This window comes from Stenotrophomonas sp. WZN-1 (assembly GCF_002192255.1).
GTDB lineage: Bacteria > Pseudomonadota > Gammaproteobacteria > Xanthomonadales > Xanthomonadaceae > Stenotrophomonas.
In genome coordinates this window covers 2,712,504-2,732,613 of the sequence record NZ_CP021768.1, presented here as the reverse complement: position 1 = coordinate 2,732,613, position 20,110 = coordinate 2,712,504, and the positions used below count along the sequence as shown (strand labels likewise).

The following is a 20,110-nucleotide window of genomic DNA, read 5'->3' as shown; positions in this document are numbered from 1 at the left end:
GATTGAAGGAGTTGCAGGGGATGGAGAAGGGGAGTGGCACGCACATGGACAATGCCCTGGCGTTCGTTCCGTCCGGCGCGAACCTGCTGGAAGCGGTGCGCGGCGATCTGACCGGCAATGGTTTCCAGGACCAGCTGCTGGTGATCGACCAACCTCCTCCGGAGGGCTTGTTGCCCGGCCAGCACGGACCGAACCGGGTCCTGCTGTTGCTGCTGGGCGATGCCACGGGCCGATGGCAGCTGGCCGCGCGTAACGACAAGCTGGTGCCGTGCTCCACCCGTGGTGGCATTGCCGGCGATCCCTTCGCGTACGTGACCATCGAGGACGGTGCTTTCAGCGTGATCACCAACGGCGGGAGCCGCGAACGCTGGAGCAGCATCTACACGTTCCGCTACGTTCCGGCCGACGAGGCCTGTTGGGTGCATGGTGTACAGCGCAGGGTGGTCGACACCGAGACCGAGGCCACCCATACGCGCGATTTCTCGGTGGCCGAACTTGGCCGGGTGCGGTTCGAGGATTTCGATCCGTCCGTCGTCGCCGATGTGAGCTTGCCCTGAGTGCCATGCCTGTGAGGAGGCGGGAGTACCCAACGATGATCGAGCAGGAGTTTCACCGTGTCGCAGGATAGAGAGTCGCAGCTGTTGCGGCAGGCCACGGAGGCCGGCATGACCTCGTCCCGGGAACTGGCCAACTTCATGGCGCAGGCCGGGCACGAGTCCCGTGGCCTGAGCCGGCTCAATGAAAGTTTCAACTTCACCCGGGGTATCTCGCAGATCCCGGTGGAAGCGGCGTGGCGCAATGGCAATGGCGCGCTTGAGAGCGCCCGCCAGGAAGCGCTGCGTGGGCGGCCGGAGAACCTGGCCGAACTGATGTATGGCGGCCGCATGGGTAACGATGCGCCCGGTGATGCGCTGAAGTATCACGGCCGTGGCTATCTGCCGCTGGTCGGCAAGGAGAATTACGAGCGTGCCGGCAAGGCGCTGGATTTGGACCTGGTGAATCAGCCGGAACTGGCCGCGCAGCCCGAGCACGCAGGCCGCATTGCGGTGTGGCAGTGGCAGACGCGGGTACCGGAGGCGGCGCGCGAGGATGTGCGCGAAGCGACGCGTGCGATCAACGGCGGCCTGAACGGCATCGAGGCCCGCCAGCAGCGGTTTGATGTGTGGCAGCAGAAGCTGACGCCGGATGTGATGGCGCGGCTGGAGCGGGGCGAAGTCGGGGCGCCGACCCCGCAGGCCACTGTGCGCGACATGTCGCAGCCGGGCGAGGCCGGAAACACCCTGTTCCAGGGGGCGCGCCAGCACCTGCAGCAGATGGGACCGCAGAGCGGATTGCGCAGTGGGCAGGAACTCGACAATGCCGCCGGCGCGTTGGCGCTGAGCGCGCAGAAGGCCGGAATGTCGCGTATCGATCACCTGCTGGTCGGCAATGATGGCCGCACGCTGTTTGCGGTGCAGGGCGCGCTGGGCGATCCGGCCATGCTGCGCGCATCGGTCGATCGCGAACAGGCGGCGCAGCAGCCGCTGGCGCAAAGCAGCCAGCAGTTGGCCGCCAGCGTTGCGCAGCAGGACCCGGCGGCTGCGCTCGCCCGCGAGCAGGAGCAGCGTTCGCGATCCCTGTAGCACCTGATGCCGGCGGGCAGGGTGCCCGCAGGCGCTTTACGTACGACGCGTGGCGCCCTGTGGCGCCGACATGGAAACCCACTCGTAAGGACACCACATGCGAATCGTTCCCCCGAATGCCCGGCACGCCGCTGCCCGCTGCAATGCATCCCTGCGCCGCCTGCCGCCGCTCTGGCTGCTGTCACTTGGACTTGCCGCAGCGTCGGCACAGGCTCAGGAGGCGGCGGCACCCGCCGGGGAGACGCCCCTCGCTGCAGAGGCAACCGTTAACGCGCCTGCAGGGGTGGCGCCCGTTGCAGCGCCCGCGGCGACCGATGCCGTTGTAGCGGCGCCGGCTTCCGATGTACCCGCTGCCGCGCCAGCCCCTGCAACACCCGTGGTGAACGCGCAGGCGGAGCCCGCTCCGACGCCTCCGCCCGTTGCGGCCGCAGCGACGGCCCCTGTAGCTGCACCGCCTGCCGCGGTCGAGCCAGCCGCTCCGGCGGTAGCGCCGGCACCGCCTGCATTGGTCATCGTGCCGTTGCCGCCCGAGCAGGCGACCGAGCGTGCGCTCGGTGCCCGTTGTCCGGTGGATCTGGCCGGGCGACTGGCGACCCAGGGCGACCTGCTGATCGGCGCCTGCCAGGGCACGATGCCGGCGCATCTGGCTGCGATGCTGGTCGCGCTGCCCGAGCAGGACATCCACCTGCCGCGCAGCTGGCGCGAGCGTGAGGTACAGCAGAAGGCCTGGTTCAAGGCCGTGCCGGGCTACGGCCAACGCCCGGACTTCATCGTGCGGATGGGCGACATATGGGTGCGCTCGCTGGAAGGGCGCGACGCCGACAGCACGTTCTACCTGGTCTCAGCGCCGTTCACCTGCAGCGACCGGGTCGCCAACCCCGATGAGTACGGCGCGGAGCCGGTCCGTGTGCCAGCGGGTGACTGCCGCGAGGCCTATGTGGCCCAGCGCGTGTACCAGGTGCGCGGGGACGCCGCGCCGAGGGATGTGACCGCCGATGCCATGCCGGCCATGCCGCAGCAGGGGGAAGCTGATCGTGTGCGCCAGCTGTCGCGCGAGGGGCGGATCAGCCTGGACCACAGCAAGTTGCAGTACGGCCCGGCCATGCGCTGGTTCGTGCAGTACCCGGAGTCGGCGCAGAAGGGCGGTCCGCGCGCCTACGGTGACTGGAACCGCGAGCACATCGCGTTCGTGGTCTGGACCGGTGATCGCTTCGAGCTGCGCGAGAAGGTGGCGCGTGCGCAGTGGCCGTGTGATCCGGTAGCACCGGGCGATCGCGCCTGTGGTGGATTCCCGGATTCCGGGCCGGATCTGTTCGTGACTGCCAATGGGTCTGGAGCGGTCGCGGCCTCCAGCCCCTGAGGCGCGCTGTAGAGGTGAAGCGGGAGCCGGAATGACCGGCTCCCGTGCTGTCCGTCAGGCCTGCAGGCTGCGGGTCTGATTCTGCTGCTGTTCCAGCTGTTGGTCGCGCTCCAGCGCAAGGCGCTGGCCTGCGGCCTGCTGGTCGATGCGCTGGCTGCTCTGCTCCAGCGGTGTATTCATCGCCACGGCGGTATCCACCGACACGCGAAGGTGGGCGGGGTCACCGCCCTGGCCCTGCACCGCGAAACTGCGCGAGGCATCGGCATTCATCACCACGTCGTCGATGCGCTTGCCGCCTGCCGCGTGCATTTCGGCAGCAAGGCTGCCTGCCAGCTGCGTGCTCATCACGTCCGGCACGCGTCCGACGCGCACGTCCTGCGCGTGCACGCCGCGGATCGCATCGTTGAACAAGGGATTGCCGAGATGGTTGGCATCGTCCATGCGCAGCATGCTGGTGTGATGGCCGTTCTTCTCCGCTTCGCGGCGTGCCGGTTCGCCGGGCTGCAGCGGGCCGCGGATATGGTCGTACAGATCGACGGCGCCGCCCGGAATGCCGCGCGCCGCGCGGGTGACACCACGGCGCAGTGATTCGACGTCGTCGCGGTACTCCTCGATCATCTTGGCGTTGTCTTTTGCCAGCTTCTGCGTTTCCGGGTGTTGCAGCACCGAGCCGTCGCCGAGGAAGTTGCCCAGCTTGTGCGCGCCGAACGAGCTGCCTGCTGCGACGAGCGGGCTGTCCGGGATAAGGGCGCGCAACGAGTGATTGCTGAAGCCGTTTGCGGCGAGTGTCTTGATCTCATCCGGCTTGGCGTAGATGCGCACCTGGCCGAAGTGTGGCGAGGCCGAGCTGACCGGATCGGAGGCCATGACGTGGTTGATCATGGTGTTGCCGCCTTCCGGGATGCGGTAGCTGAGGCTGACCGCGCCATAGGCATTGAAGGTCTCGCCCTTGACGTTGAAGTGGTGCGAGGTGATCTGGGCCAGGGCGCCGCCGAGGGAGTGGCCGGTGACGGTGACTTCGGGTGCACGGCCTCCAAATGCAGCTTCCTGCTTCGCGTAGTCCAGCGCGCTCTTGGTCAAAGCGATGGCATCGGGGGCCTGCACGTTGGTGCGGGCGACGACCATGCCGCCGTCGGTCAGGATGGCATCACGAGCTATCTGCTCGGTGCCGCGATGAGCGACCACGATCTCGTTGGTGTCGGCTCGCTGATAAACCGTGCCTTGGTAACCATTGAGCCGGTTATTGACGTGATCGAGAATCTTGTAGTCATGTCCATTGATCGTGACGAGCTCTTCTTCCCCCGGACGCCTCCGACCGACAGCGCGGTCCTTGTAGGCATCGTCGGAAAGCGCGGCATAATCCTGCGTGCTGATGGTCATTGGGTGACCTCGCTGGCGCTGAGACTCATCGTGAACAACTTGCCCTGCAGTTCAGCAACGTAGTCAGCCGGATCTGCCTTGCCGGTGGCTGGGTAGTTGGCAGCAAGCGGTGCCCGCGGATAGGCCGCGTCTGGATAGTAGAGCGTGTGGGTCTTGCCTTCGGTCAGCGGATCGGCTTTGACGAAGGTCAGGAAGCGGGTCTCTTCTTCAGCGCCCGTTGCCTTCAGCATTGCACCGGCACCGGTGAACTCCCACTTGCACACACCACGACCGTAGTAGTCCTCGTCCAGCATGCGGTCCACATACAGCGTGCCGCGGTATTCGCCCTCAGCGACCTTGCGCAGCTCCACCGGTTCCTGGCTGGTAATGCGAGCAGCCGTGCCGGTGGCCGGCTCGATGTGGCCGCACTGGTCTTCGTTGGTGACGTCGTACTGCGCGACACCTTCGACCACCGCGAAGTCGCCCGGGGCATCCTTCAGGCGCAGCACCAGTTCATAGGCCTTGCGCGGGCTGGGGTTGAGCTTTGCGAGCCCGCGCCCACCCTGGGCGACATCGGCTTCAGCAGCGGCACGTTCCTGGTTCATGGCGGTCTCCGGGTGGCAGGCGGTCAACAGAAGCAGAGCAAGGCACGGAATCATCTTGTGGCGCAATGTCGGCCTCCTTGGGGATAGAGGTAAATGTGACACTGGCAGTTCATGGCGCGAGCTTCTGCACAGTGGTAGTGGTTGAAAACAGCGCGTCGCGCAGATCGGCGCGATAGCTGGAAGGGTCTTCCTGGCCGCTCGCTCCGTATCCGGTGATCTCTTCGATCCGCGGGTAGTCAGCGCGTGGGTAGTACCGCGTCAACTGGCTCCCCGCATCCATGCGTTCCTTGTCGACGAACGTCAGGAATCGCGTATCCGCCTCTCCGTTCGTGGCGCGCAACATCGCACCAACACCCGTCAGCGACCAATGGCAGACGCCACGCCCGTAGTAGTCCTCGTCCTGCATACGGTCGAGGTAGAATGTGCCGCGGTATTCGTTCTCGCCGATCTTGCGCAGGATGACGGGCTCTTGGCTGGTGATGCGGCCCGCAGTGCCTGTTGCAGGCACGATCCGTCCACAGTCTGCGTAGTTGCTGGCGTCGTACTGGGCCACGCCCTCAACAATCGCGAACGGGCCCGGCGCGTCCTTCAGTGTCAGCACCAGCTCATAGGCCTGCTTCGGTGCCGGGTTGAGCTTGGCCAGGCCGCGTCCACCCGCGGCGACGTCACGCTCGGCATCGGCGTACGGCGAGCACGCCGCCAGCGGGAGGAGGGCGAGCACTGCCAGCAACGGCCGTCCCCTGTGTGCAGGGTGTTCTACACCCATGGCCCGATCCTGCATCGTGCGTCCATGTCCATATATCCTTCCTGGGTGGCAGGTTTCTCGATTATGGAACGTGCCGGGAGCCCTGTGCCACCCCTCGAGACGGATTTTTGACGCACCCAGGGCGCGCCGCGCCGGCAGATCGCTTGCCGTACAGGGCGTCCGATCGCCGCGTTGACTCTGCTGCCGGACGCAGGTTCGTAGCTGAATCCGCGACGGAAATCGATCATTCACATGTCCATCACTTCATCAAAGGCGTTCTCCTTGAACTGCACGATCCGCCCTGAAGCCCGCGAAGACCACGCTGTCATCCACGCCCTCACCGCGGCGGCATTCCGTGAAGCCCCGCACAGCAGCCATACCGAGCAGTTCATCGTCGACGCGCTGCGTGCACGCGGAGAGCTGAGCATTTCGCTGGTCGCCGAGCGCCAAGGGCAGGTGGTCGGCCACATTGCGCTGTCGCCGGTGACGGTCAGCGATGGCAGTTCGGGCTGGTTCGGTCTTGGGCCCATCTCAGTGCTGCCCGGGTGGCAGGGACAGGGCATTGGCGCGGCGCTGATGCACGCGGCGCTCGACGCATTGCGTGGGCAGGACGCGCACGGCTGCGTATTGCTGGGGGAGCCGGCGTACTACGGGCGGTTCGGATTCCGCGCCGAGCCGGGCCTGGTGCTACCGGGGGTTCCGCCAGAGTACTTCCAGGCGCTGTGCCTGCGTCCGCCGATGGCGCAGGGCGAGGTGAGCTATTCCACGGCCTTTGAAGCCACCGCCTGAGAGTGCGGGAGGTCAGGGCGCACGCCAGACGGTGGGCTCGGGTTGGGGCTTGGGAATGCGGTAGCCGCCGATGTGTTCAAGCAGTTCATTGGTGCGACGCTGCTCGGCCAACAGCTCTCGCAGCAGATTGCGCACCGCGAAGATCGCGAACGGTACCAGGATCCATATCAGGCTGATTCCCAGCGCAAACAGGGTCAGCAGGGCTCTGCCACCTTCCATGTACGGCACTCCTCTCCGAAAGCAACCACGCTAGCACGCAGTTGCTGTCGAGGGATGTCGGCCGTTGTACCGTAGATGGATCAGGGGATACGGACGGCCCTGCGAATCAAGCGGTGAGCGGCCGGTTTCGACGAAACCCATGCGGACGTAGAAGCCAACGGCCTGTGCGTTCTGTTCGTTGACGTCGGTGCTCAGCAGCGGATGCAGGGCCAGTGCGTGCTGCAACAGCTGCCGGCCGATACCGGTACCGCGCACGTCGGGATCGATGAACAGCGCTTCCATGTGCGCGCCGTCGATCAACATGAAGCCTACGGGCCGATCCTGCGCATCGACGGCAACGGTCATCGGTGCCTGTGGCAGGAAAGCAGCCACTTCGGCATCGATGGCCTGGCGGTCGTCGGCGCTGAGGAAGTCGTGGGTGGCGTCGACGGCGCGGCGCCAGAGGTCGACGAGGGCAGCGCCGTCGTCGGCGCGCGAAGGACGGAGGGTGGTCACGGGCTCACCAAGGTGCTTGCAAAGAGTGCGTAGTATGGCGCGTCCCGACCCAGCGCGCAGGCGTGGATTCACCCGATATTGCGATGGCGGATGAAGGGGCTGTAGGCCGTCGCCTCTGTGCGCAGCACCACGCCGTCCTCGAAGTCCTCGCTGTCGTTGAAAGGCACGATCGGCCACCGCGTCCACTGAGCAAGCCGCTCCCGGTAGTTGCGTGCAGCCATGGCCAATGCCTCGTCGTGCGCCTGCACGCGCTCCGCTGCCAGCCCCGAACGCACGCCATGCACCACATGCGGTTCCATCACGTCGAAGCCGACGTAGCGCAGGCTGTACATCAACGGCCACAGCAACAGACGGGTATCACCCTCGCGGCCATCCACCGCGCAGGCCCGTGCCGATGAGCCGGTGGTGACGCTCAGCAAGGCCCGTTTGCCGCGCATCACGCCGTGTTCGTGGCGCTGGCGGCTGTTGTACATCGGCCCGTAGACCAGCACGCGGTCCAGCCAACCCTTGAGGATGGCCGGTGCCGCGAACCACCACAGCGGGCACTGCAGGATCAGCAGGTCGGTGGCCCGCAGCAGCTGCAGATGGTGCTGCACCTCGGCCGGCAGCTGGCCTTGTTCGGCGCTGTGCCGCTGTTCGCGCTGGGCATCGAAGCGTTCGCGCTGCAGGCGCTGAGGATGATGGTACGTGGCTTCCAGCGGATCGAAGCCCTCTGCATACAGGTCGACCACGTCCACCTGCAGCGCGTCATGCCGCAGCTGCTTTGCGGCCTGTGCGGCCAGGTGGGCGTTGAACGAGCGGGGTTCGGGATGGGCCAGCAGGATCAGGGCGCGCATGGGGCGTGGTGTTGGTGGAGTGTGCGACCATCCTCGCGATGCCGGAGTGCCCCGGCAATTACGCACCTTGAGGTAACCATGGCCTATCCGGGCGATGTCTATGCCGCCGACTGCTCGGCACGCGATGCGCTGGCGCTGATTTCCGGCAAGTGGGTGATGCTGTTGTTGCCCGCACTCGCGCAGGGTCCGCAACGCAATGGCGCGCTGCTGCGGAAGATCGAAGGCATCTCGCAGAAGGTGTTGACCCAGACCCTTCGGCAGCTGGAGCGCAACGGCCTGGTGGAGCGCTGCGATCTGGGGAGCAAGCCGCTGCATGTCGAGTACCGGTTGACCGAGGTTGCGCGCAGTCTGGTAGACACCCTGGCCGCACTGGACCGTTGGGCCGAGCACAATTTCCCGGCGCTGGACGCGGCCCGCGAGCGCTTCGACGCGCCTTAGCGGCGCCTGCACGCCCCCGGGCGTACAATGCGGCCCCGGCGGCCATCCTGGCCCTGTAGACACGCGAGAACCGCCATGACCGATGCCCTGGGCGTACCGGTGCACGATGTCGATGAACACTGGATGCGCCATGCGCTGGCGCTGGCCGAGCGTGCGCAGCGCGAGTTCGATGAGATCCCGGTGGGGGCGGTACTGGTCGGTGCCGATGGTCAGCTGCTGGGCGAGGGCTGGAACCTCAACATCGCCTCGCACGACCCCAGTGCACATGCCGAGATCGTGGCCATGCGGGCCGGTGGCACGCTGCTGGCCAACCACCGGCTGCTGGGCAGTACCCTGTACGTGACCCTGGAACCGTGCGCGATGTGTGCGATGGCGATCGTGCATGCTCGCGTCGCCCGTCTGGTCTACGGTGCGAGCGACCCCAAGACCGGCGCCTGCGGCAGCGTGTTCGACCTGCTGGGCGATGCCCGCCACAACCACCGCGTCGAGATCCACGGCGGGGTGCTGGCCAAGGAGGCCAGCATGCGCCTGACCAACTATTTCCGTGCCAAGCGTGGCAAGCCGCCGCTGCTGCTGGAAGACCATGCCGGCGAGGGCTGAGGGGCGAACGGGTATGATGGACGTCTCTTTCCATCACCGGTAGGCCGCGCGCCTGCCCAGCAACGAGGCGACACATGGCGGACAACGGCGCGGCCAACGAACGACTGATCTGGATCGACCTGGAAATGACCGGGTTGGATACCGACAACGATTCGATCATCGAGATCGCCACCGTGGTCACCGATGCCCAGCTGAACGTATTGGCCGAAGGTCCGGAGTTCGCCATCCACCACCCGCTGGAAACGCTGGAAGCGATGGATGAGTGGAACCGCAACCAGCACCGCCGCTCGGGCCTGTGGCAGCGCGTGGTGGACAGCACCACCACCCTGGGCCAGGCCGAGGCGCAGACGGTGAATTTCCTGGCGCAGTGGATCCCGGCCGGCCTGTCGCCGATGTGCGGCAACTCCATCTGCCAGGACCGCCGCTTCCTGCATCGCCAGATGCCGCGCCTGGAGAAGTACTTCCACTACCGCAACCTGGACGTGTCCACGGTGAAGGAACTGGCCAAGCGCTGGGCGCCGAACGTGGCCGCTGGCGTGGGCAAGAACAGCAACCACACCGCGCTGAGCGACGTGCACGATTCGATCGCTGAGCTGCGCCATTACCGCCAGTTCATGGGCGCGCTGTCGGGGTTGCCGGCTGCCTGAACGATGCCGTCGGGCATGGCCCGGCGCTACCGGGTGACACGCCAACGGGTAGTGCCGGCCGCTGGCCGGCAAGGCGCCAGGGTCGCATCCCTTTCCAGCAGAAAGCGCTCCGACCCGTCTGTGGTCCCCGCGACGAAGCGTTCAACTTCCGGGCGCTAAGATCGGCGCCATGAACGAGCCCATCCTGCTCCCCCGCGACATCGCCCATGACGCCCGCGACTGGTCCGACCTGCAGCGCGCGGTGGCCCTGCTGGAAGCGCCGACCCTGACCGCGCGCATGGCCAACCTGGTCGGCACGCCGCTGGAATTCGCCGTGAAGGCGCTGCCCAGTTCGGTCTCCAACCGCATCCATGGAGCGGTGCAGGCGGCGCTGTCCAAGTCGGCGCAGGCGGCGCTGTGGAGCATGGACAACACGCCCGGCAAGGGGGCGTCGACCCGCTGGCACAAACTGGCGGCTGCCACCTCGGGCGCCGTCGGCGGGGCCTTCGGCTTCGCCGCACTATTCATCGAGCTGCCGGTGTCGACCACCATCATGATGCGCGCGGTGGCCGACGTGGCCCGCAGCGAGGGCTTCGACCTGTCCGAGTTCAGCACCCGCCAGGCCTGCCTGGAGGTGTTCGCGCTGGGCGGCAACTCGCCTCGCGATGATGCGAGCGAGACGGGCTACTACCTGGCCCGCGGCTTTACCACCGATGTGATGCGCCATCTGTCGGCCGAGTTGGCCGGGCGCGTGGTGACCGGCCGCGACCTGACCCTGGGCGTGGCACCGAAGGAGGCTGGCAAGCTGTTGGCGAAGATGGTGGAGAAGGTGGCGGCGCGGTTCGGGGTGGTGGTCACCGAGAAATTCGCCGCGCAGGCGGTACCGATTGTCGGTGCGGCCGCGGGTGCAACACTGAATACCATGTTCACCGATTACTACCAGGACATGGCGCGCGGCCACTTCATCGTGCGCCGGCTGGAGCTCAAGTACGGGGAAGATGTGGTGCGAAGCTGCTATGACCGCGTGGCGCATGGCGCGGTCAAGATCGAGCCAAGGCTGGAGTAGCTCCACGCCATGCGTGGATGAGCCTTGGTACCAGGCCATCGTTGCCTTGGGGGAACAATTGTTTTGCCAGCGCATGCCTGTTGCATGGCAGCCGGCATCCCCATCCTTTGCGGCACTCCCCCGCAAGAGATTGCCGCCATGATGTTCACCCCCCACCGCCTGGGCGCGCTGACGTTGCCCAATCGCATCGTCATGCCGCCGATGACCCGCTCGCGTGCTGCCGACGGCAACGTCGCCACCGCGGAAATGGCCGCCTACTACGCGCAGCGTGCAAGTGCCGGCCTGATCGTCAGCGAAGGCACCCAGATCAGCCCGCAGGGCCAGGGCTATGCCTGGACCCCGGGCATCCACAGCCCGGAACAGGTGCAGGGCTGGCGCCGCGTGACCGACGCGGTGCACGCCGCTGGCGGCCGCATCTACGCCCAGCTGTGGCACGTGGGCCGGGTCTCGCACGTCGCGCTGCAGCCCGGTGGTGCCGCGCCGGTGTCGTCGTCGGCGCTGCTGGCCGAGGGCGTGAAGGTGTTTGTCGACCCCACCGGCGCCGGCCCGGAAGCGGGCGTGGGCGAGATGATTCAGCACTCGATGCCGCGCGCGCTGAGCGAGGACGAGATTCCGGGCATCGTCGCCGACTACGCCCAGGCGGCACGCAACGCGCTGGACGCAGGCTTCGATGGCGTGGAGTTGCACGGTGCCAATGGCTACCTGATCAACCAGTTCATCGACTCGCAGGCCAACCAGCGCACCGACGGCTATGGCGGCTCGCTGCAGAACCGGCTGCGTTTCCTGCGCGAGGTCGTGCAGGCGGTGACTGCGGTAGCCGGTGGTGACCGCGTCGGTGTTCGCCTGGCACCGCTGACGACGTTGCAGGGTGCGGTGGATGATACGCCGCAGGCGACCTACCTGGCGGCCGCGCATCTTCTGGGTGAACTGGGCGTGGGTTACCTGCATATCGCCGAAGCCGACTGGGACGATGCACCGCTGATGCCGGTGGCGTTCAAGCAGGCGCTGCGCATGGTCTACCCGGGTACGCTGATCTACGCCGGCAAGTACACCGCCGAGCGTGCGGAACAGGCACTGGCTGAAGGCTGGGCCGACCTGATCGGCTTCGGTCGCCCGTTCATCGCCAACCCGGACCTGCCGGAGCGCCTGCGTCTGGGTACGGAATTGAACCCGCCGGATCGGGCGACGTTCTTCGGCGGTGGTGCGGCGGGCTTCACCGACTACCCGACGCTGGAAGAGAGCGTCGCGGCCTGATCCTGTAGGTTGCCGGCCAGTGGCCGGCACTACCGGTGCAAGGATATGGGGTGGGTGCCGACCGTTGGTCGGCACTCCCGATCAGGGCTTGTCGCGCACCAGCGCGTCGGCCTCGACCACGCCGCCATCCTTCCCATGCAGGTACAGGTGCATGTCCTGCTGCGGATACGGGATGTTGATGCCGGCATTGTCGAAGCCCAGCTTGAGCTGCTCCAGCAGCGTGACCTTGGTACCGAACCAGTCGGCCGACTTCACGTAGCAGCGGATGCCAAGATTGATCGCGTGCGCGCCCAGCTCATACACCACCACGTCCGGTGCCGGTGTCTGCAGCACGCGTGGGTCGGCCTTCATCAACGCCAGCGCGGTGTCGCGTGCCAGCTGGATGTTGTCCTCGTAGCCGATGCCGATCACCAGTTCGACGCGGCGCGTCGGCTCGGCGGTCAGGTTGATGATCGGCGCGGCGGTGATCAGCGTGTTCGGAATGGTGGTGTGCTGGTTATCGGCACCGGTGATGACGGTCTGGAAGATGCGTACTTCGCGCACAGTGCCGGTCTGTCCGGCCACCGTCACCACATCACCAACGCGGAACGGACGCAGCGTCACCAGCATCACGCCCGAGGCGATGTTGGACAGCGAATCCTTCAGCGCCAGGCCCACCGCCAGGCCGGCGGTGCCGAGCACGGCCAGCAGCGGGGTGATCTGCACACCCAGCGTGCCGATTGCCAGCACCACCACGATCACCAGCGAAGCGGCGTACACCACATTGCGAAGGAAGCTGCCCAGCATCGGGTCCACGCCCATGCGCGCGGTGGCGCGTGGCATCGCATTGGACAGGCGTCGTGCCACCCACATGCCGACCAGCAGCACCACGATCGCGGCCAGCAACGGAACGCCGTAGGTCTCCAGCAGGCGTTCCCAATCGAGTGAGTGGAACCAGGGCGTTGCGGCGGGGGCGGGTGCGGCGGCGACGATCATGCGGAAATCCTTTGCTGCGGGGGAAGTCTGCGCGGGGCAGGGCGTACGTGGACGCCAGAAACACGAAGCCCCGCAGAGGCGGGGCTTGCGTGCAGCAGCAGTATCGGCTGACGCCGATGAACACGACGTCAGCCTGCAGCCTTCAGGGCATCAGCCGTTGGCTTTCAGCTTGGCCAGGCGCAGCCAGGTATCGACCACGGTGTCCGGGTTCAGCGACACCGACTCGATGCCTTCCTGCATCAGCCACTCGGCCAGATCCGGATGATCGGACGGGCCCTGGCCGCAGATGCCGACGTACTTGCCCTTGGCACGCGCCGACTTGATCGCCATCGACAGCAGCTTCTTCACTGCCGGGTTACGTTCGTCGAACAGGTGCGCGACGATCGACGAGTCGCGGTCCAGGCCCAGGCTGAGCTGGGTCAGGTCGTTTGAGCCGATCGAGAAGCCGTCGAAGATTTCCAGGAACTCATCGGCGAGCAGTGCGTTGGACGGAACTTCGCACATCATGATGATCTTCAGGCCGTTCTCGCCCTGCTTCAGGCCGTTCTGTTCCAGCACCTCGATGACCTTGCGGCCTTCTTCCAGGGTGCGCACGAACGGAATCATGACCCACAGGTTGTCCAGGCCCATTTCGTTGCGCACGCGCAGCACGGCCTTGCATTCCAACGCGAACGCGGCCGAGAAGCTCGGGTCGACGTAACGGCTGGCGCCGCGGAAGCCGATCATCGGGTTCTCTTCGTGGGGCTCGTAGTTGCTGCCGCCGATCAGGTTGGCGTACTCGTTGGACTTGAAGTCCGACAGGCGCACGATCACGGCGTTCGGGGCGACCGAGGCGGTGAGGGTGGCGATGCCTTCGGCCAGGCGGTCCACGTAGAAGCTGACCGGATCACCATAGCCGGCGATCTTCTCGTCGATCTTCTTCTTCGTCGCTGCGTCCTGGCGGTCGTATTCCAGCAGCGCGTTCGGGTGGATGCCGATGTGGCTGGCGATGATCATTTCCAGGCGGGCCAGGCCGATGCCGGCGTTCGGCAGCTGGCCGAAGTCGAAGGCACGTTCCGGGTTGGCCACGTTCATCATGATCTTCAGCGGTGCCGGCGGCATGTTGCCCAGATCGGTGGTGGTGCGCTCGAAGCCGAGCTTGCCTTCGTAGATGAAGCCGGTATCGCCTTCAGCGCAGCTGACGGTGACCAGCTGGCCATCTTCGATGACCTTGGTGGCGTTGCCCGAACCGACCACGGCCGGCACGCCCAGTTCGCGCGCGATGATCGCGGCGTGGCAGGTACGGCCGCCACGGTTGGTGACGATGGCCGAAGCGCGCTTCATCACCGGCTCCCAATCGGGATCGGTCATGTCGGCGATCAGCACGTCGCCCGGCTGCACGCGGTTCATGTCATCCAGCGTCTTCACCACGCGGGCCACGCCCGAGCCGATCTTGGCACCGACGGCGCGGCCTTCGGCCAGCACGTTGCCGCCCTTTTCGGTCAGCGCGAAGCGCTCGATCTGGGTGGCATGGCTGCGCGACTTCACCGTTTCCGGGCGCGCCTGCACGATGAACAGCTTGCCGCTGACACCGTCCTTGGCCCACTCGATGTCCATCGGGCGGCCGTAGTGCTTTTCGATGACCAGCGCCTGCTTGGACAGCTCCTGCACGTCCTCGTCGCTGATCGAGAAGGTGTTGCGCAGTTCGACCGGGGTGTCCTCGATCCTGACGCGCTCACCCGGGACATCCGAGTACACCATGCGGATTGCCTTGCTGCCGAGCGAGCGGCGCAGGATCGCCGGCTTGCCGGCCTGCAGGGTGGGCTTGTAGACGTAGTACTCGTCCGGGTTGACCGCGCCCTGCACGACCATTTCGCCCAGGCCGAAGGACGAGGTGACGAACACCACGTCGCGGAAGCCGGACTCGGTGTCCAGGGTGAACAGCACGCCGGAGGAACCGACGCCCGAGCGCACCATCAGCTGCACGCCGGCGGACAGGAACACGTCTTCATGCTTGAAGCCGTGGTGCACGCGGTAGGCGATGGCACGGTCGTTGTACAGCGAGGCGAACACTTCCTTGACCTTGTGCACGACGTCGTCGGCACCGGTGACGTTGAGGAACGTTTCCTGCTGGCCGGCGAACGACGCATCCGGCAGATCCTCGGCGGTGGCCGAGGAACGCACGGCCACGGCCACGTCGCCACCGCCATTGTCGGCGCTCAGCTTGGCGTAGGCGGTGCGGATGTCCTGGTCCAGCTGCGGCTGCAGCGGCGCATCGATCACCCAGGTGCGGATTTCCTTGCCGGCGGCGGTCAGCGCGTTGACGTCCTCGACGTCCAGCGTGGCCAGCTTGTCGAAGATGCGCTTGGACAGATCGTTGTGCGCGATGAAGTCCTTGAAGGCTTCAGCGGTGGTGGCATAACCGCCCGGCACCGAAACGCCCAGACCGGCGAGGTTGCCGATCATCTCGCCCAGCGACGAATTCTTGCCGCCTACGCGGGCCAGATCGGCCAGACGCAGTTCGTGCAACCACAGGATGTTCTCGTTCAAGCGCGATGCTCCGTTTGGCCATCGCCCGAGGCGGGCTGAGTGGCCGCGTCCGTAGGAAGAAGCCGATATGATGCCGGGCAGAGCACCGTCGGCACAAGCTTGTGCTGGCGGCCTTTTTAAGCTTCGTAGGGGGTAAAAGCGCGCATGTCGACGATCCGTCCGGTGTTCTACGTTTCCGATGGAACCGGTATCACCGCTGAAACCATTGGGCATAGCCTGCTTACCCAGTTCTCCGGGTTCAGCTTCATTACCGACCGGATGTCGTTTGTCGACGACCCCGAAAAAGCGCGTGAAGCCTGTGCCCGGATCCAGGCGGCAGGGGAGCGGTACCAGGTCCGGCCGATCGTGGTGAACTCCTGCGTGGACCAGAGCCTGAGCCTGATCCTGGCCGACAGCGGGGCGCTGATGCTGGATGTGTTCGCGCCGTTCATCGAGCCGCTGGAGCGTGAACTGGCCAGCCCGCGCCTGGCCCGGGTCGGCCAGGCCCACGGCATGGTCGATTTCGACACCTACCACCGCCGCATCAACGCGATGAACTTCGCCCTGACCCATGACGACGGCATCGCGGTGAACTACGACGATGCCGACGTGATCCTGGTGGCGGTGTCCCGCGCAGGCAAGACGCCCACCTGCATCTACCTGGCCCTGCATTACGGGGTACGCGCGGCCAACTACCCGCTGACCGACGAGGACCTTGAAAGCGACCGCCTGCCGCCGCGCCTGCGCAACTACCGGCGCAAGCTGTTCGGCCTGACCATCGACCCCGACCGCCTGCAGCAGATCCGCCAGGAGCGCCGTCCGAACTCGCGCTACGCCAACCTGGACACCTGCAAGCGCGAGGTGGCTGCGGCCGAGACCATGTTCCGCATGGAGCGGATCCCGACCCTGAGCACCACGCACACCTCGATCGAGGAGATTTCCAGCAAGGTGCTGGCCACGCTGGGGCTGCAGCGCGAGCTGTATTGATCCGTGCGCCACGACCAACGGTCGTGGCCTACCTGCTTGGGGCATTGCCCCTCCTCCGCGGTGGGTATCGACCGCTGGTCGATACCGAGCCCCTTTGGTCGGGGCGATCCTGCCCCCACGTTGAAGCACCAACGTGTAGGATCGACCCATGGCCCAAGCCTCGCCCCGCACCGAACGCATTCCCCGCCTGAGCCGGCTCAGCTGGCTCATGGGCCTGTACGCGGAAAACTACCGCCACCTGGTGCGCCTGTTCGAACCGGCCGGACTGGTGGCGGGCAGCTACATTTCCTCGATCGGCGACGGCCTGGATGTCCGCCTGGACGTGATCGAGTGCCACCGCTACACGGTGGAACTGCGCCTGACCTACGACCTGGCCGACCCGGTCACCGGTGAGCCGGATCCCTCGGCGTATGTGCGCCTTTACCGTGACGCGCGCCAGGCCGAGACCACCCATTGCTACGTCGGCCGCCGCTGGCAGGACACGATGGGCCTGTACCCGCCGCCGGCGGAGCTGATCAGCCACCGCATGCGGATGAACACCTTCCTCGGCAAGTGGCTGGAATACCTGGCTGAGCGTGGCCACGGTGTCGCCACTCTGCGCCGCGATCCCGACGGTGCCAGCACGCCTGCCGAGCGCCGCCTGTCGCTGGTGCGCTGATCGGCCATAATCCACGGCTGACCTGCCGCTGGATGCTGCCCCATGCCGTATACCCCGATCGTCGCCACCCTGGGCTATGTGCTGTCGCCTGATCGTCGCCAGGTGCTGATGATCCACCGCAATACCCGCCCTGGTGACCACCACCTGGGCAAGTACAACGGGCTGGGCGGCAAAATCGAAGCGGACGAGGACGTGGCGGCCAGCATGCGCCGCGAGATCGCCGAGGAGGCTGGCATCCACTGCACCGACATGCACCTGCGCGGCACCATCAGCTGGCCGGGCTTCGGCAAGCACGGCGAGGACTGGCTGGGCTTCGTCTTCGTCATCGATGGATTCGAGGGCACCCCGCATGGCGGCAACCACGAGGGCACGCTGGAGTGGGTGGACCTGGACAAGCTGGACACGCTGCCGATGTGGGAGGGCGACCGCAACTTCCTGCCGCTGGTGTTCGATGCCGACCCGCGGCCGTTTCATGGGGTGATGCCGTACAAGGACGGCCGCATGCTGAGCTGGTCCTACAGCCGGCTGTGACCCGGAGAATCTGGCAGGTGGGAACCTTCCGGGTGGGTGCCAACCTTGGTTGGCACGCTCTTCTGGCAAATTAATACCCGGGCAATATTGACTCTCGAAAATTACCCGGGCAATATTCCCGCGTCGCCTCCGATGCCATTGCCATGCCTGCGTCCCGACTTCCTCCCTTCAGCTGTTTCGACGGCCATCGCCTGGTCGCTTCCGGTACCCCGGAAGTTGCTGCGCTGGCGTTGAAACAGCTGCGTGCCGACAACGCCACCGGTCCGCTGCTGGTGTTCGACAACGCCAGCGGCCGAACCCGTGATTTCGACACGCGCGGCAGCGACGCAGAACTGCTGGCGCGGGTGACCGAAGCGTTTCCCGTCGCCGTGGAGGCGGAGGCCGACGCCACGGCCGAAGATGCACCCCCAACCCCGCGTGGTCGTGGCCGCCCCAAGCTGGGCGTGGTCGCCCGCGAAGTGACCCTGTTGCCGCGCCATTGGGCGTGGCTGGCCGAACAGCCGGGTGGGGCCTCCGTGGTGCTGCGCAGGTTGGTGGAAGCGGCCAGCCGTGCCGGTGCTGACGAGGACCGGCAGCGCCGCCATAGCGAGCGTGCCTATCACTTCCTGCAGGCCATCGCCGGTGACCTGCCGGGCTTCGAGGAGGCCATCCGCGTGCTGTTCGCGCACGATCGCGCGGGCCTGGAGGCGGCACTGCATTCCTGGCCCGTGGACGTGCGTGAGCACGCCCTGCGCCTGGCCTTCGAAGACGCTGACGGCTGAGCCATCGCGCCGTTGCTGAGCGACGGCGCCATCTGATCGCGGGCCGCGGCCCGCTTCCCCTGTGCTTGCTTTGCTGGCGGAAACGCCGGGCAGGGCGGCGCCTTGCGCAGAGAACCCCATGAGCACCCCTGTACATCCGACACCTCCGGCAGCGCCCCCGCTGTGGCGCACCTACCTGACGCTGCTGCTGCCGATGCTGCTGACCAATGCGCTGCAGCTGGCCGCAGGCACGCTGGACAACATCTATCTCGGCCACCTGCTTGGCACACAGGCGGTGGCTGCGGCCGCCGCGTTCTTCCCGGTCTTCTTCCTGCTGCTGGCCCTGGTGATGGGCCTGGCCACGGGCGCAATGGTAATGATCGGCCAGGCCTGGGGCGCGGGTCGCCCGCAGCATGCACGCGCGGTGGCTGGCAGCGCGGTGGCGCTGATCCTGCTGTTGTCGGTGCTGGTGATGGCCCTGGGCGGCGGTTTCGCGCCACAGCTGCTGGCGGCGCTGGGCACGCCGGCGGCGGTCCTCAGTGAGTCCATCGTCTATGCACGCGTGCTGCTGCTGGCGGCCCCGGCGTTCTTCCTGCTGTGGCTGGCCACCGCCGTGAGTCGTGCAGTGGGCGATGCGACGTCGCCGTTGCATGCGCTGCTGCTGGCCACGGCGGTCGGCCTGCTGTGCACGCCGCTGCTGATCCTGGGCGGGGCCGGCGTGCCGCAGCTGGGTTCGGCCAGTGCGGCCGTATCCGCGGCGTTCGCGTCGCTGCTGGCACTGGCCTGGTTGCAGTGGCGTTGGCACCGGCTGGGACATCCGCTGGCGCCGGGCCGTGACCTGCTGCGCGCCATCCGTTTCGATGGCGCGATCATCCGCGCGATGCTGCGCATCGGCGTGCCGTCTTCGTTGCAGATGCTCAGCCTGGCCATTGCCGAGATCGTGTTGCTGGGCTGGATCAACCGCCATGGCTACACGGCCACGGCCGCCTACGGTGCGGTCAACCAGTTGATGAGCTGGGTGCAGCTGCCGGCGATGTCACTGGGGATCACCGCCACCATTCTCGCGGCGCATGCGATGGGCGCGGGGCGTACGGCACGGCTGCCCGCCATCGCCCGCACCGGCGTGCTGCTTGGACTGGCGATGCTGAGCGCGGTGGTGCTGCTGGTGATGGCGCTGGCGCCCTGGCTGACTGGGCTGATCCTGGTGGCGACCGAAGCGCGCGAACTGGCCACGTTGCAGTTGCGCACGGTGGCGTGGGGCGTGCTGGCGATGGGAGGCAGCACCGTGCTGGTCGGGGTGATGCGCGGCAGCGGCACGGTTTTGATGCCCGCGTTGCTGGGCATGGCGGCGGTACTGCTGCTGGAGCTGCCGCTGGCGATGTGGTTGCAGGCGCGGCATGGGCTGGCCGGCGTGTGGTGGGCGTGGCCGCTGGGGCTGGTGGCGATGCTGGTGATGCAGGTGTTCTGTTTCGCGCGTTGGCGGCGACGGGTGCAAGGCGGGTAATACCGACCGCTGGCCGGCAACCCGCAACGGTCGGGGCAGCCGGCCAGCGGCCGGCTCTACCACGCGGTCGGATCGTTGCCGTCGCGGCGGCTGCGGTGGGCTGGCCACTGGTGATGCAGGTGTTCTGTGTTGCTCGCTGGCGGCCGGTGCAGGCTGGGTAGTGCCGGCCGCTGGCCGGCAATCCGGAACGGCC

22 protein-coding genes are annotated in these 20,110 nt (G+C 66.7%); 14 read left to right on the top strand and 8 right to left on the bottom strand.

Annotated elements, in window-relative coordinates; translation table 11 throughout:
• The first annotated feature begins 20 nt into the window (after positions 1-20).
• From CCR98_RS12945 to CCR98_RS12935, 3 genes are all read left to right on the top strand, one after another.
• Positions 21-557, top strand: a complete 537-nt coding sequence (locus tag CCR98_RS12945; protein ID WP_087922948.1) for a hypothetical protein — start codon at positions 21-23, stop codon at positions 555-557.
• Positions 558-614: 57 nt separating this feature from the next.
• Positions 615-1,622, top strand: coding sequence for an XVIPCD domain-containing protein (locus tag CCR98_RS12940; RefSeq protein ID WP_087922947.1), 1,008 nt, complete (start codon positions 615-617; stop codon positions 1,620-1,622).
• Positions 1,623-2,136: 514 nt separating this feature from the next.
• Entirely contained in the window at positions 2,137-2,982 is an 846-nt protein-coding gene (locus CCR98_RS12935) for a hypothetical protein (RefSeq protein WP_232463024.1), read from the top strand.
• Positions 2,983-3,036: 54 nt separating this feature from the next.
• Here the strand turns inward: CCR98_RS12935 and CCR98_RS12930 are convergent, their stop codons facing one another.
• The 3 genes from CCR98_RS12930 to CCR98_RS12920 are packed head-to-tail and all read right to left on the bottom strand — an operon-like array spanning position 3,037 to position 5,712.
• The gene (locus CCR98_RS12930) at positions 3,037-4,362 is read right to left on the bottom strand and encodes an XVIPCD domain-containing protein (RefSeq protein ID WP_087922945.1); all 1,326 of its coding nucleotides are present in this window, start codon (positions 4,360-4,362) and stop codon (positions 3,037-3,039) included.
• The gene (locus CCR98_RS12925) at positions 4,359-5,012 is read right to left on the bottom strand and encodes a hypothetical protein (RefSeq protein WP_087922944.1); all 654 of its coding nucleotides are present in this window, start codon (positions 5,010-5,012) and stop codon (positions 4,359-4,361) included. Before CCR98_RS12925 ends, CCR98_RS12930 begins: the two co-directional genes overlap by 4 nt.
• 43 nt (positions 5,013-5,055) lie before the next feature.
• A complete protein-coding gene (locus CCR98_RS12920; RefSeq protein ID WP_232463023.1) occupies positions 5,056-5,712 on the bottom strand; it encodes a hypothetical protein in 657 nt (218 codons plus the stop codon).
• Positions 5,713-5,973: 261 nt separating this feature from the next.
• Here CCR98_RS12920 and CCR98_RS12915 point away from each other — a divergent pair, with 261 nt between their 5' ends.
• The gene (locus tag CCR98_RS12915; protein ID WP_087922942.1) at positions 5,974-6,480 is read left to right on the top strand and encodes an N-acetyltransferase; all 507 of its coding nucleotides are present in this window, start codon (positions 5,974-5,976) and stop codon (positions 6,478-6,480) included.
• Positions 6,481-6,492: 12 nt separating this feature from the next.
• Here CCR98_RS12915 and CCR98_RS12910 read toward each other — a convergent pair whose 3' ends face one another.
• The 3 genes from CCR98_RS12910 to CCR98_RS12900 form a co-directional block, all read right to left on the bottom strand.
• Positions 6,493-6,699: a hypothetical protein gene (locus tag CCR98_RS12910; RefSeq protein WP_087922941.1), complete on the bottom strand. Its 207-nt coding sequence runs from the start codon at positions 6,697-6,699 to the stop codon at positions 6,493-6,495.
• 30 nt (positions 6,700-6,729) lie between these two features.
• A complete protein-coding gene (locus tag CCR98_RS12905) occupies positions 6,730-7,194 on the bottom strand; it encodes an acetyltransferase (protein ID WP_087922940.1) in 465 nt (154 codons plus the stop codon).
• Between the two features lie 68 nt (positions 7,195-7,262).
• Positions 7,263-8,030 carry an NAD(P)H-dependent oxidoreductase gene (locus CCR98_RS12900; protein WP_087922939.1) on the bottom strand — a complete coding sequence of 256 codons (768 nt, stop codon included), beginning with the start codon at positions 8,028-8,030 and terminating at the stop codon, positions 7,263-7,265.
• A 78-nt stretch (positions 8,031-8,108) separates the two neighbouring features.
• Here CCR98_RS12900 and CCR98_RS12895 point away from each other — a divergent pair, with 78 nt between their 5' ends.
• From CCR98_RS12895 to CCR98_RS12875, 5 genes are all read left to right on the top strand, one after another.
• Positions 8,109-8,468: a helix-turn-helix domain-containing protein gene (locus tag CCR98_RS12895; protein WP_087922938.1), complete on the top strand. Its 360-nt coding sequence runs from the start codon at positions 8,109-8,111 to the stop codon at positions 8,466-8,468.
• 75 nt (positions 8,469-8,543) lie between these two features.
• Positions 8,544-9,068 carry a tRNA adenosine(34) deaminase TadA gene (gene tadA / locus CCR98_RS12890; protein WP_087922937.1) on the top strand — a complete coding sequence of 175 codons (525 nt, stop codon included), beginning with the start codon at positions 8,544-8,546 and terminating at the stop codon, positions 9,066-9,068.
• Between the two features lie 74 nt (positions 9,069-9,142).
• A complete protein-coding gene (orn, locus tag CCR98_RS12885) occupies positions 9,143-9,715 on the top strand; it encodes an oligoribonuclease (RefSeq protein ID WP_049444269.1) in 573 nt (190 codons plus the stop codon).
• A 169-nt stretch (positions 9,716-9,884) separates the two neighbouring features.
• Positions 9,885-10,760 (top strand): EcsC family protein, encoded by an 876-nt coding sequence (locus CCR98_RS12880; RefSeq protein WP_087922936.1) that lies wholly within the window; start codon positions 9,885-9,887, stop codon positions 10,758-10,760.
• A 138-nt stretch (positions 10,761-10,898) separates the two neighbouring features.
• Positions 10,899-12,014, top strand: a complete 1,116-nt coding sequence (locus CCR98_RS12875; protein WP_087922935.1) for an alkene reductase — start codon at positions 10,899-10,901, stop codon at positions 12,012-12,014.
• 81 nt (positions 12,015-12,095) lie between these two features.
• Here the strand turns inward: CCR98_RS12875 and CCR98_RS12870 are convergent, their stop codons facing one another.
• Together CCR98_RS12870 and ppsA are read right to left on the bottom strand one after the other, a co-directional pair.
• On the bottom strand, positions 12,096-12,989 hold the full coding sequence (locus CCR98_RS12870) for a mechanosensitive ion channel domain-containing protein (RefSeq protein WP_087922934.1): 894 nt from the start codon (positions 12,987-12,989) through the stop codon (positions 12,096-12,098).
• A 150-nt stretch (positions 12,990-13,139) separates the two neighbouring features.
• The gene (gene ppsA / locus CCR98_RS12865) at positions 13,140-15,518 is read right to left on the bottom strand and encodes a phosphoenolpyruvate synthase (RefSeq protein WP_049444262.1); all 2,379 of its coding nucleotides are present in this window, start codon (positions 15,516-15,518) and stop codon (positions 13,140-13,142) included.
• 144 nt (positions 15,519-15,662) lie between these two features.
• Between ppsA and CCR98_RS12860 the strand changes: the two genes are divergently transcribed.
• The 5 genes from CCR98_RS12860 (at position 15,663) to CCR98_RS12840 (ending at position 19,917) form a co-directional block, all read left to right on the top strand.
• A complete protein-coding gene (locus CCR98_RS12860) occupies positions 15,663-16,484 on the top strand; it encodes a pyruvate, water dikinase regulatory protein (protein WP_005417170.1) in 822 nt (273 codons plus the stop codon).
• A 148-nt stretch (positions 16,485-16,632) separates the two neighbouring features.
• Complete coding sequence (locus CCR98_RS12855) at positions 16,633-17,142, top strand: DUF1249 domain-containing protein (protein ID WP_087922933.1); 510 nt, start codon at positions 16,633-16,635, stop codon at positions 17,140-17,142.
• Between the two features lie 42 nt (positions 17,143-17,184).
• Positions 17,185-17,673, top strand: a complete 489-nt coding sequence (locus CCR98_RS12850; protein ID WP_087922932.1) for an 8-oxo-dGTP diphosphatase — start codon at positions 17,185-17,187, stop codon at positions 17,671-17,673.
• Between the two features lie 143 nt (positions 17,674-17,816).
• Positions 17,817-18,434 carry a DUF2239 family protein gene (locus tag CCR98_RS12845; RefSeq protein WP_087922931.1) on the top strand — a complete coding sequence of 206 codons (618 nt, stop codon included), beginning with the start codon at positions 17,817-17,819 and terminating at the stop codon, positions 18,432-18,434.
• A gap of 118 nt (positions 18,435-18,552) precedes the next feature.
• Entirely contained in the window at positions 18,553-19,917 is a 1,365-nt protein-coding gene (locus tag CCR98_RS12840) for an MATE family efflux transporter (RefSeq protein ID WP_087922930.1), read from the top strand.
• Positions 19,918-20,110 lie beyond the last annotated feature (193 nt).

Excerpts from the sequence above, each read along its gene's own strand:
- CCR98_RS12910 (WP_087922941.1), bottom strand. The coding sequence starts at position 6,699 with ATGGAAGGTGGCAGAGCCCTGCTGACCCTGTTTGCGCTGGGAATCAGC.
- tadA (WP_087922937.1), top strand. The coding sequence starts at position 8,544 with ATGACCGATGCCCTGGGCGTACCGGTGCACGATGTCGATGAACACTGG.
- CCR98_RS12930 (WP_087922945.1), bottom strand. The coding sequence starts at position 4,362 with ATGACCATCAGCACGCAGGATTATGCCGCGCTTTCCGACGATGCCTAC.
- CCR98_RS12880 (WP_087922936.1), top strand. The coding sequence starts at position 9,885 with ATGAACGAGCCCATCCTGCTCCCCCGCGACATCGCCCATGACGCCCGC.
- CCR98_RS12900 (WP_087922939.1), bottom strand. The coding sequence starts at position 8,030 with ATGCGCGCCCTGATCCTGCTGGCCCATCCCGAACCCCGCTCGTTCAAC.
- CCR98_RS12870 (WP_087922934.1), bottom strand. The coding sequence starts at position 12,989 with ATGATCGTCGCCGCCGCACCCGCCCCCGCCGCAACGCCCTGGTTCCAC.
- CCR98_RS12845 (WP_087922931.1), top strand. The coding sequence starts at position 17,817 with ATGCCTGCGTCCCGACTTCCTCCCTTCAGCTGTTTCGACGGCCATCGC.
- CCR98_RS12850 (WP_087922932.1), top strand. The coding sequence starts at position 17,185 with ATGCCGTATACCCCGATCGTCGCCACCCTGGGCTATGTGCTGTCGCCT.
- CCR98_RS12840 (WP_087922930.1), top strand. The coding sequence starts at position 18,553 with ATGAGCACCCCTGTACATCCGACACCTCCGGCAGCGCCCCCGCTGTGG.
- CCR98_RS12920 (WP_232463023.1), bottom strand. The coding sequence starts at position 5,712 with ATGGGTGTAGAACACCCTGCACACAGGGGACGGCCGTTGCTGGCAGTG.
- CCR98_RS12875 (WP_087922935.1), top strand. The coding sequence starts at position 10,899 with ATGATGTTCACCCCCCACCGCCTGGGCGCGCTGACGTTGCCCAATCGC.
- CCR98_RS12895 (WP_087922938.1), top strand. The coding sequence starts at position 8,109 with ATGGCCTATCCGGGCGATGTCTATGCCGCCGACTGCTCGGCACGCGAT.
- orn (WP_049444269.1), top strand. The coding sequence starts at position 9,143 with ATGGCGGACAACGGCGCGGCCAACGAACGACTGATCTGGATCGACCTG.
- CCR98_RS12945 (WP_087922948.1), top strand. The coding sequence starts at position 21 with ATGGAGAAGGGGAGTGGCACGCACATGGACAATGCCCTGGCGTTCGTT.
- CCR98_RS12860 (WP_005417170.1), top strand. The coding sequence starts at position 15,663 with ATGTCGACGATCCGTCCGGTGTTCTACGTTTCCGATGGAACCGGTATC.
- CCR98_RS12855 (WP_087922933.1), top strand. The coding sequence starts at position 16,633 with ATGGCCCAAGCCTCGCCCCGCACCGAACGCATTCCCCGCCTGAGCCGG.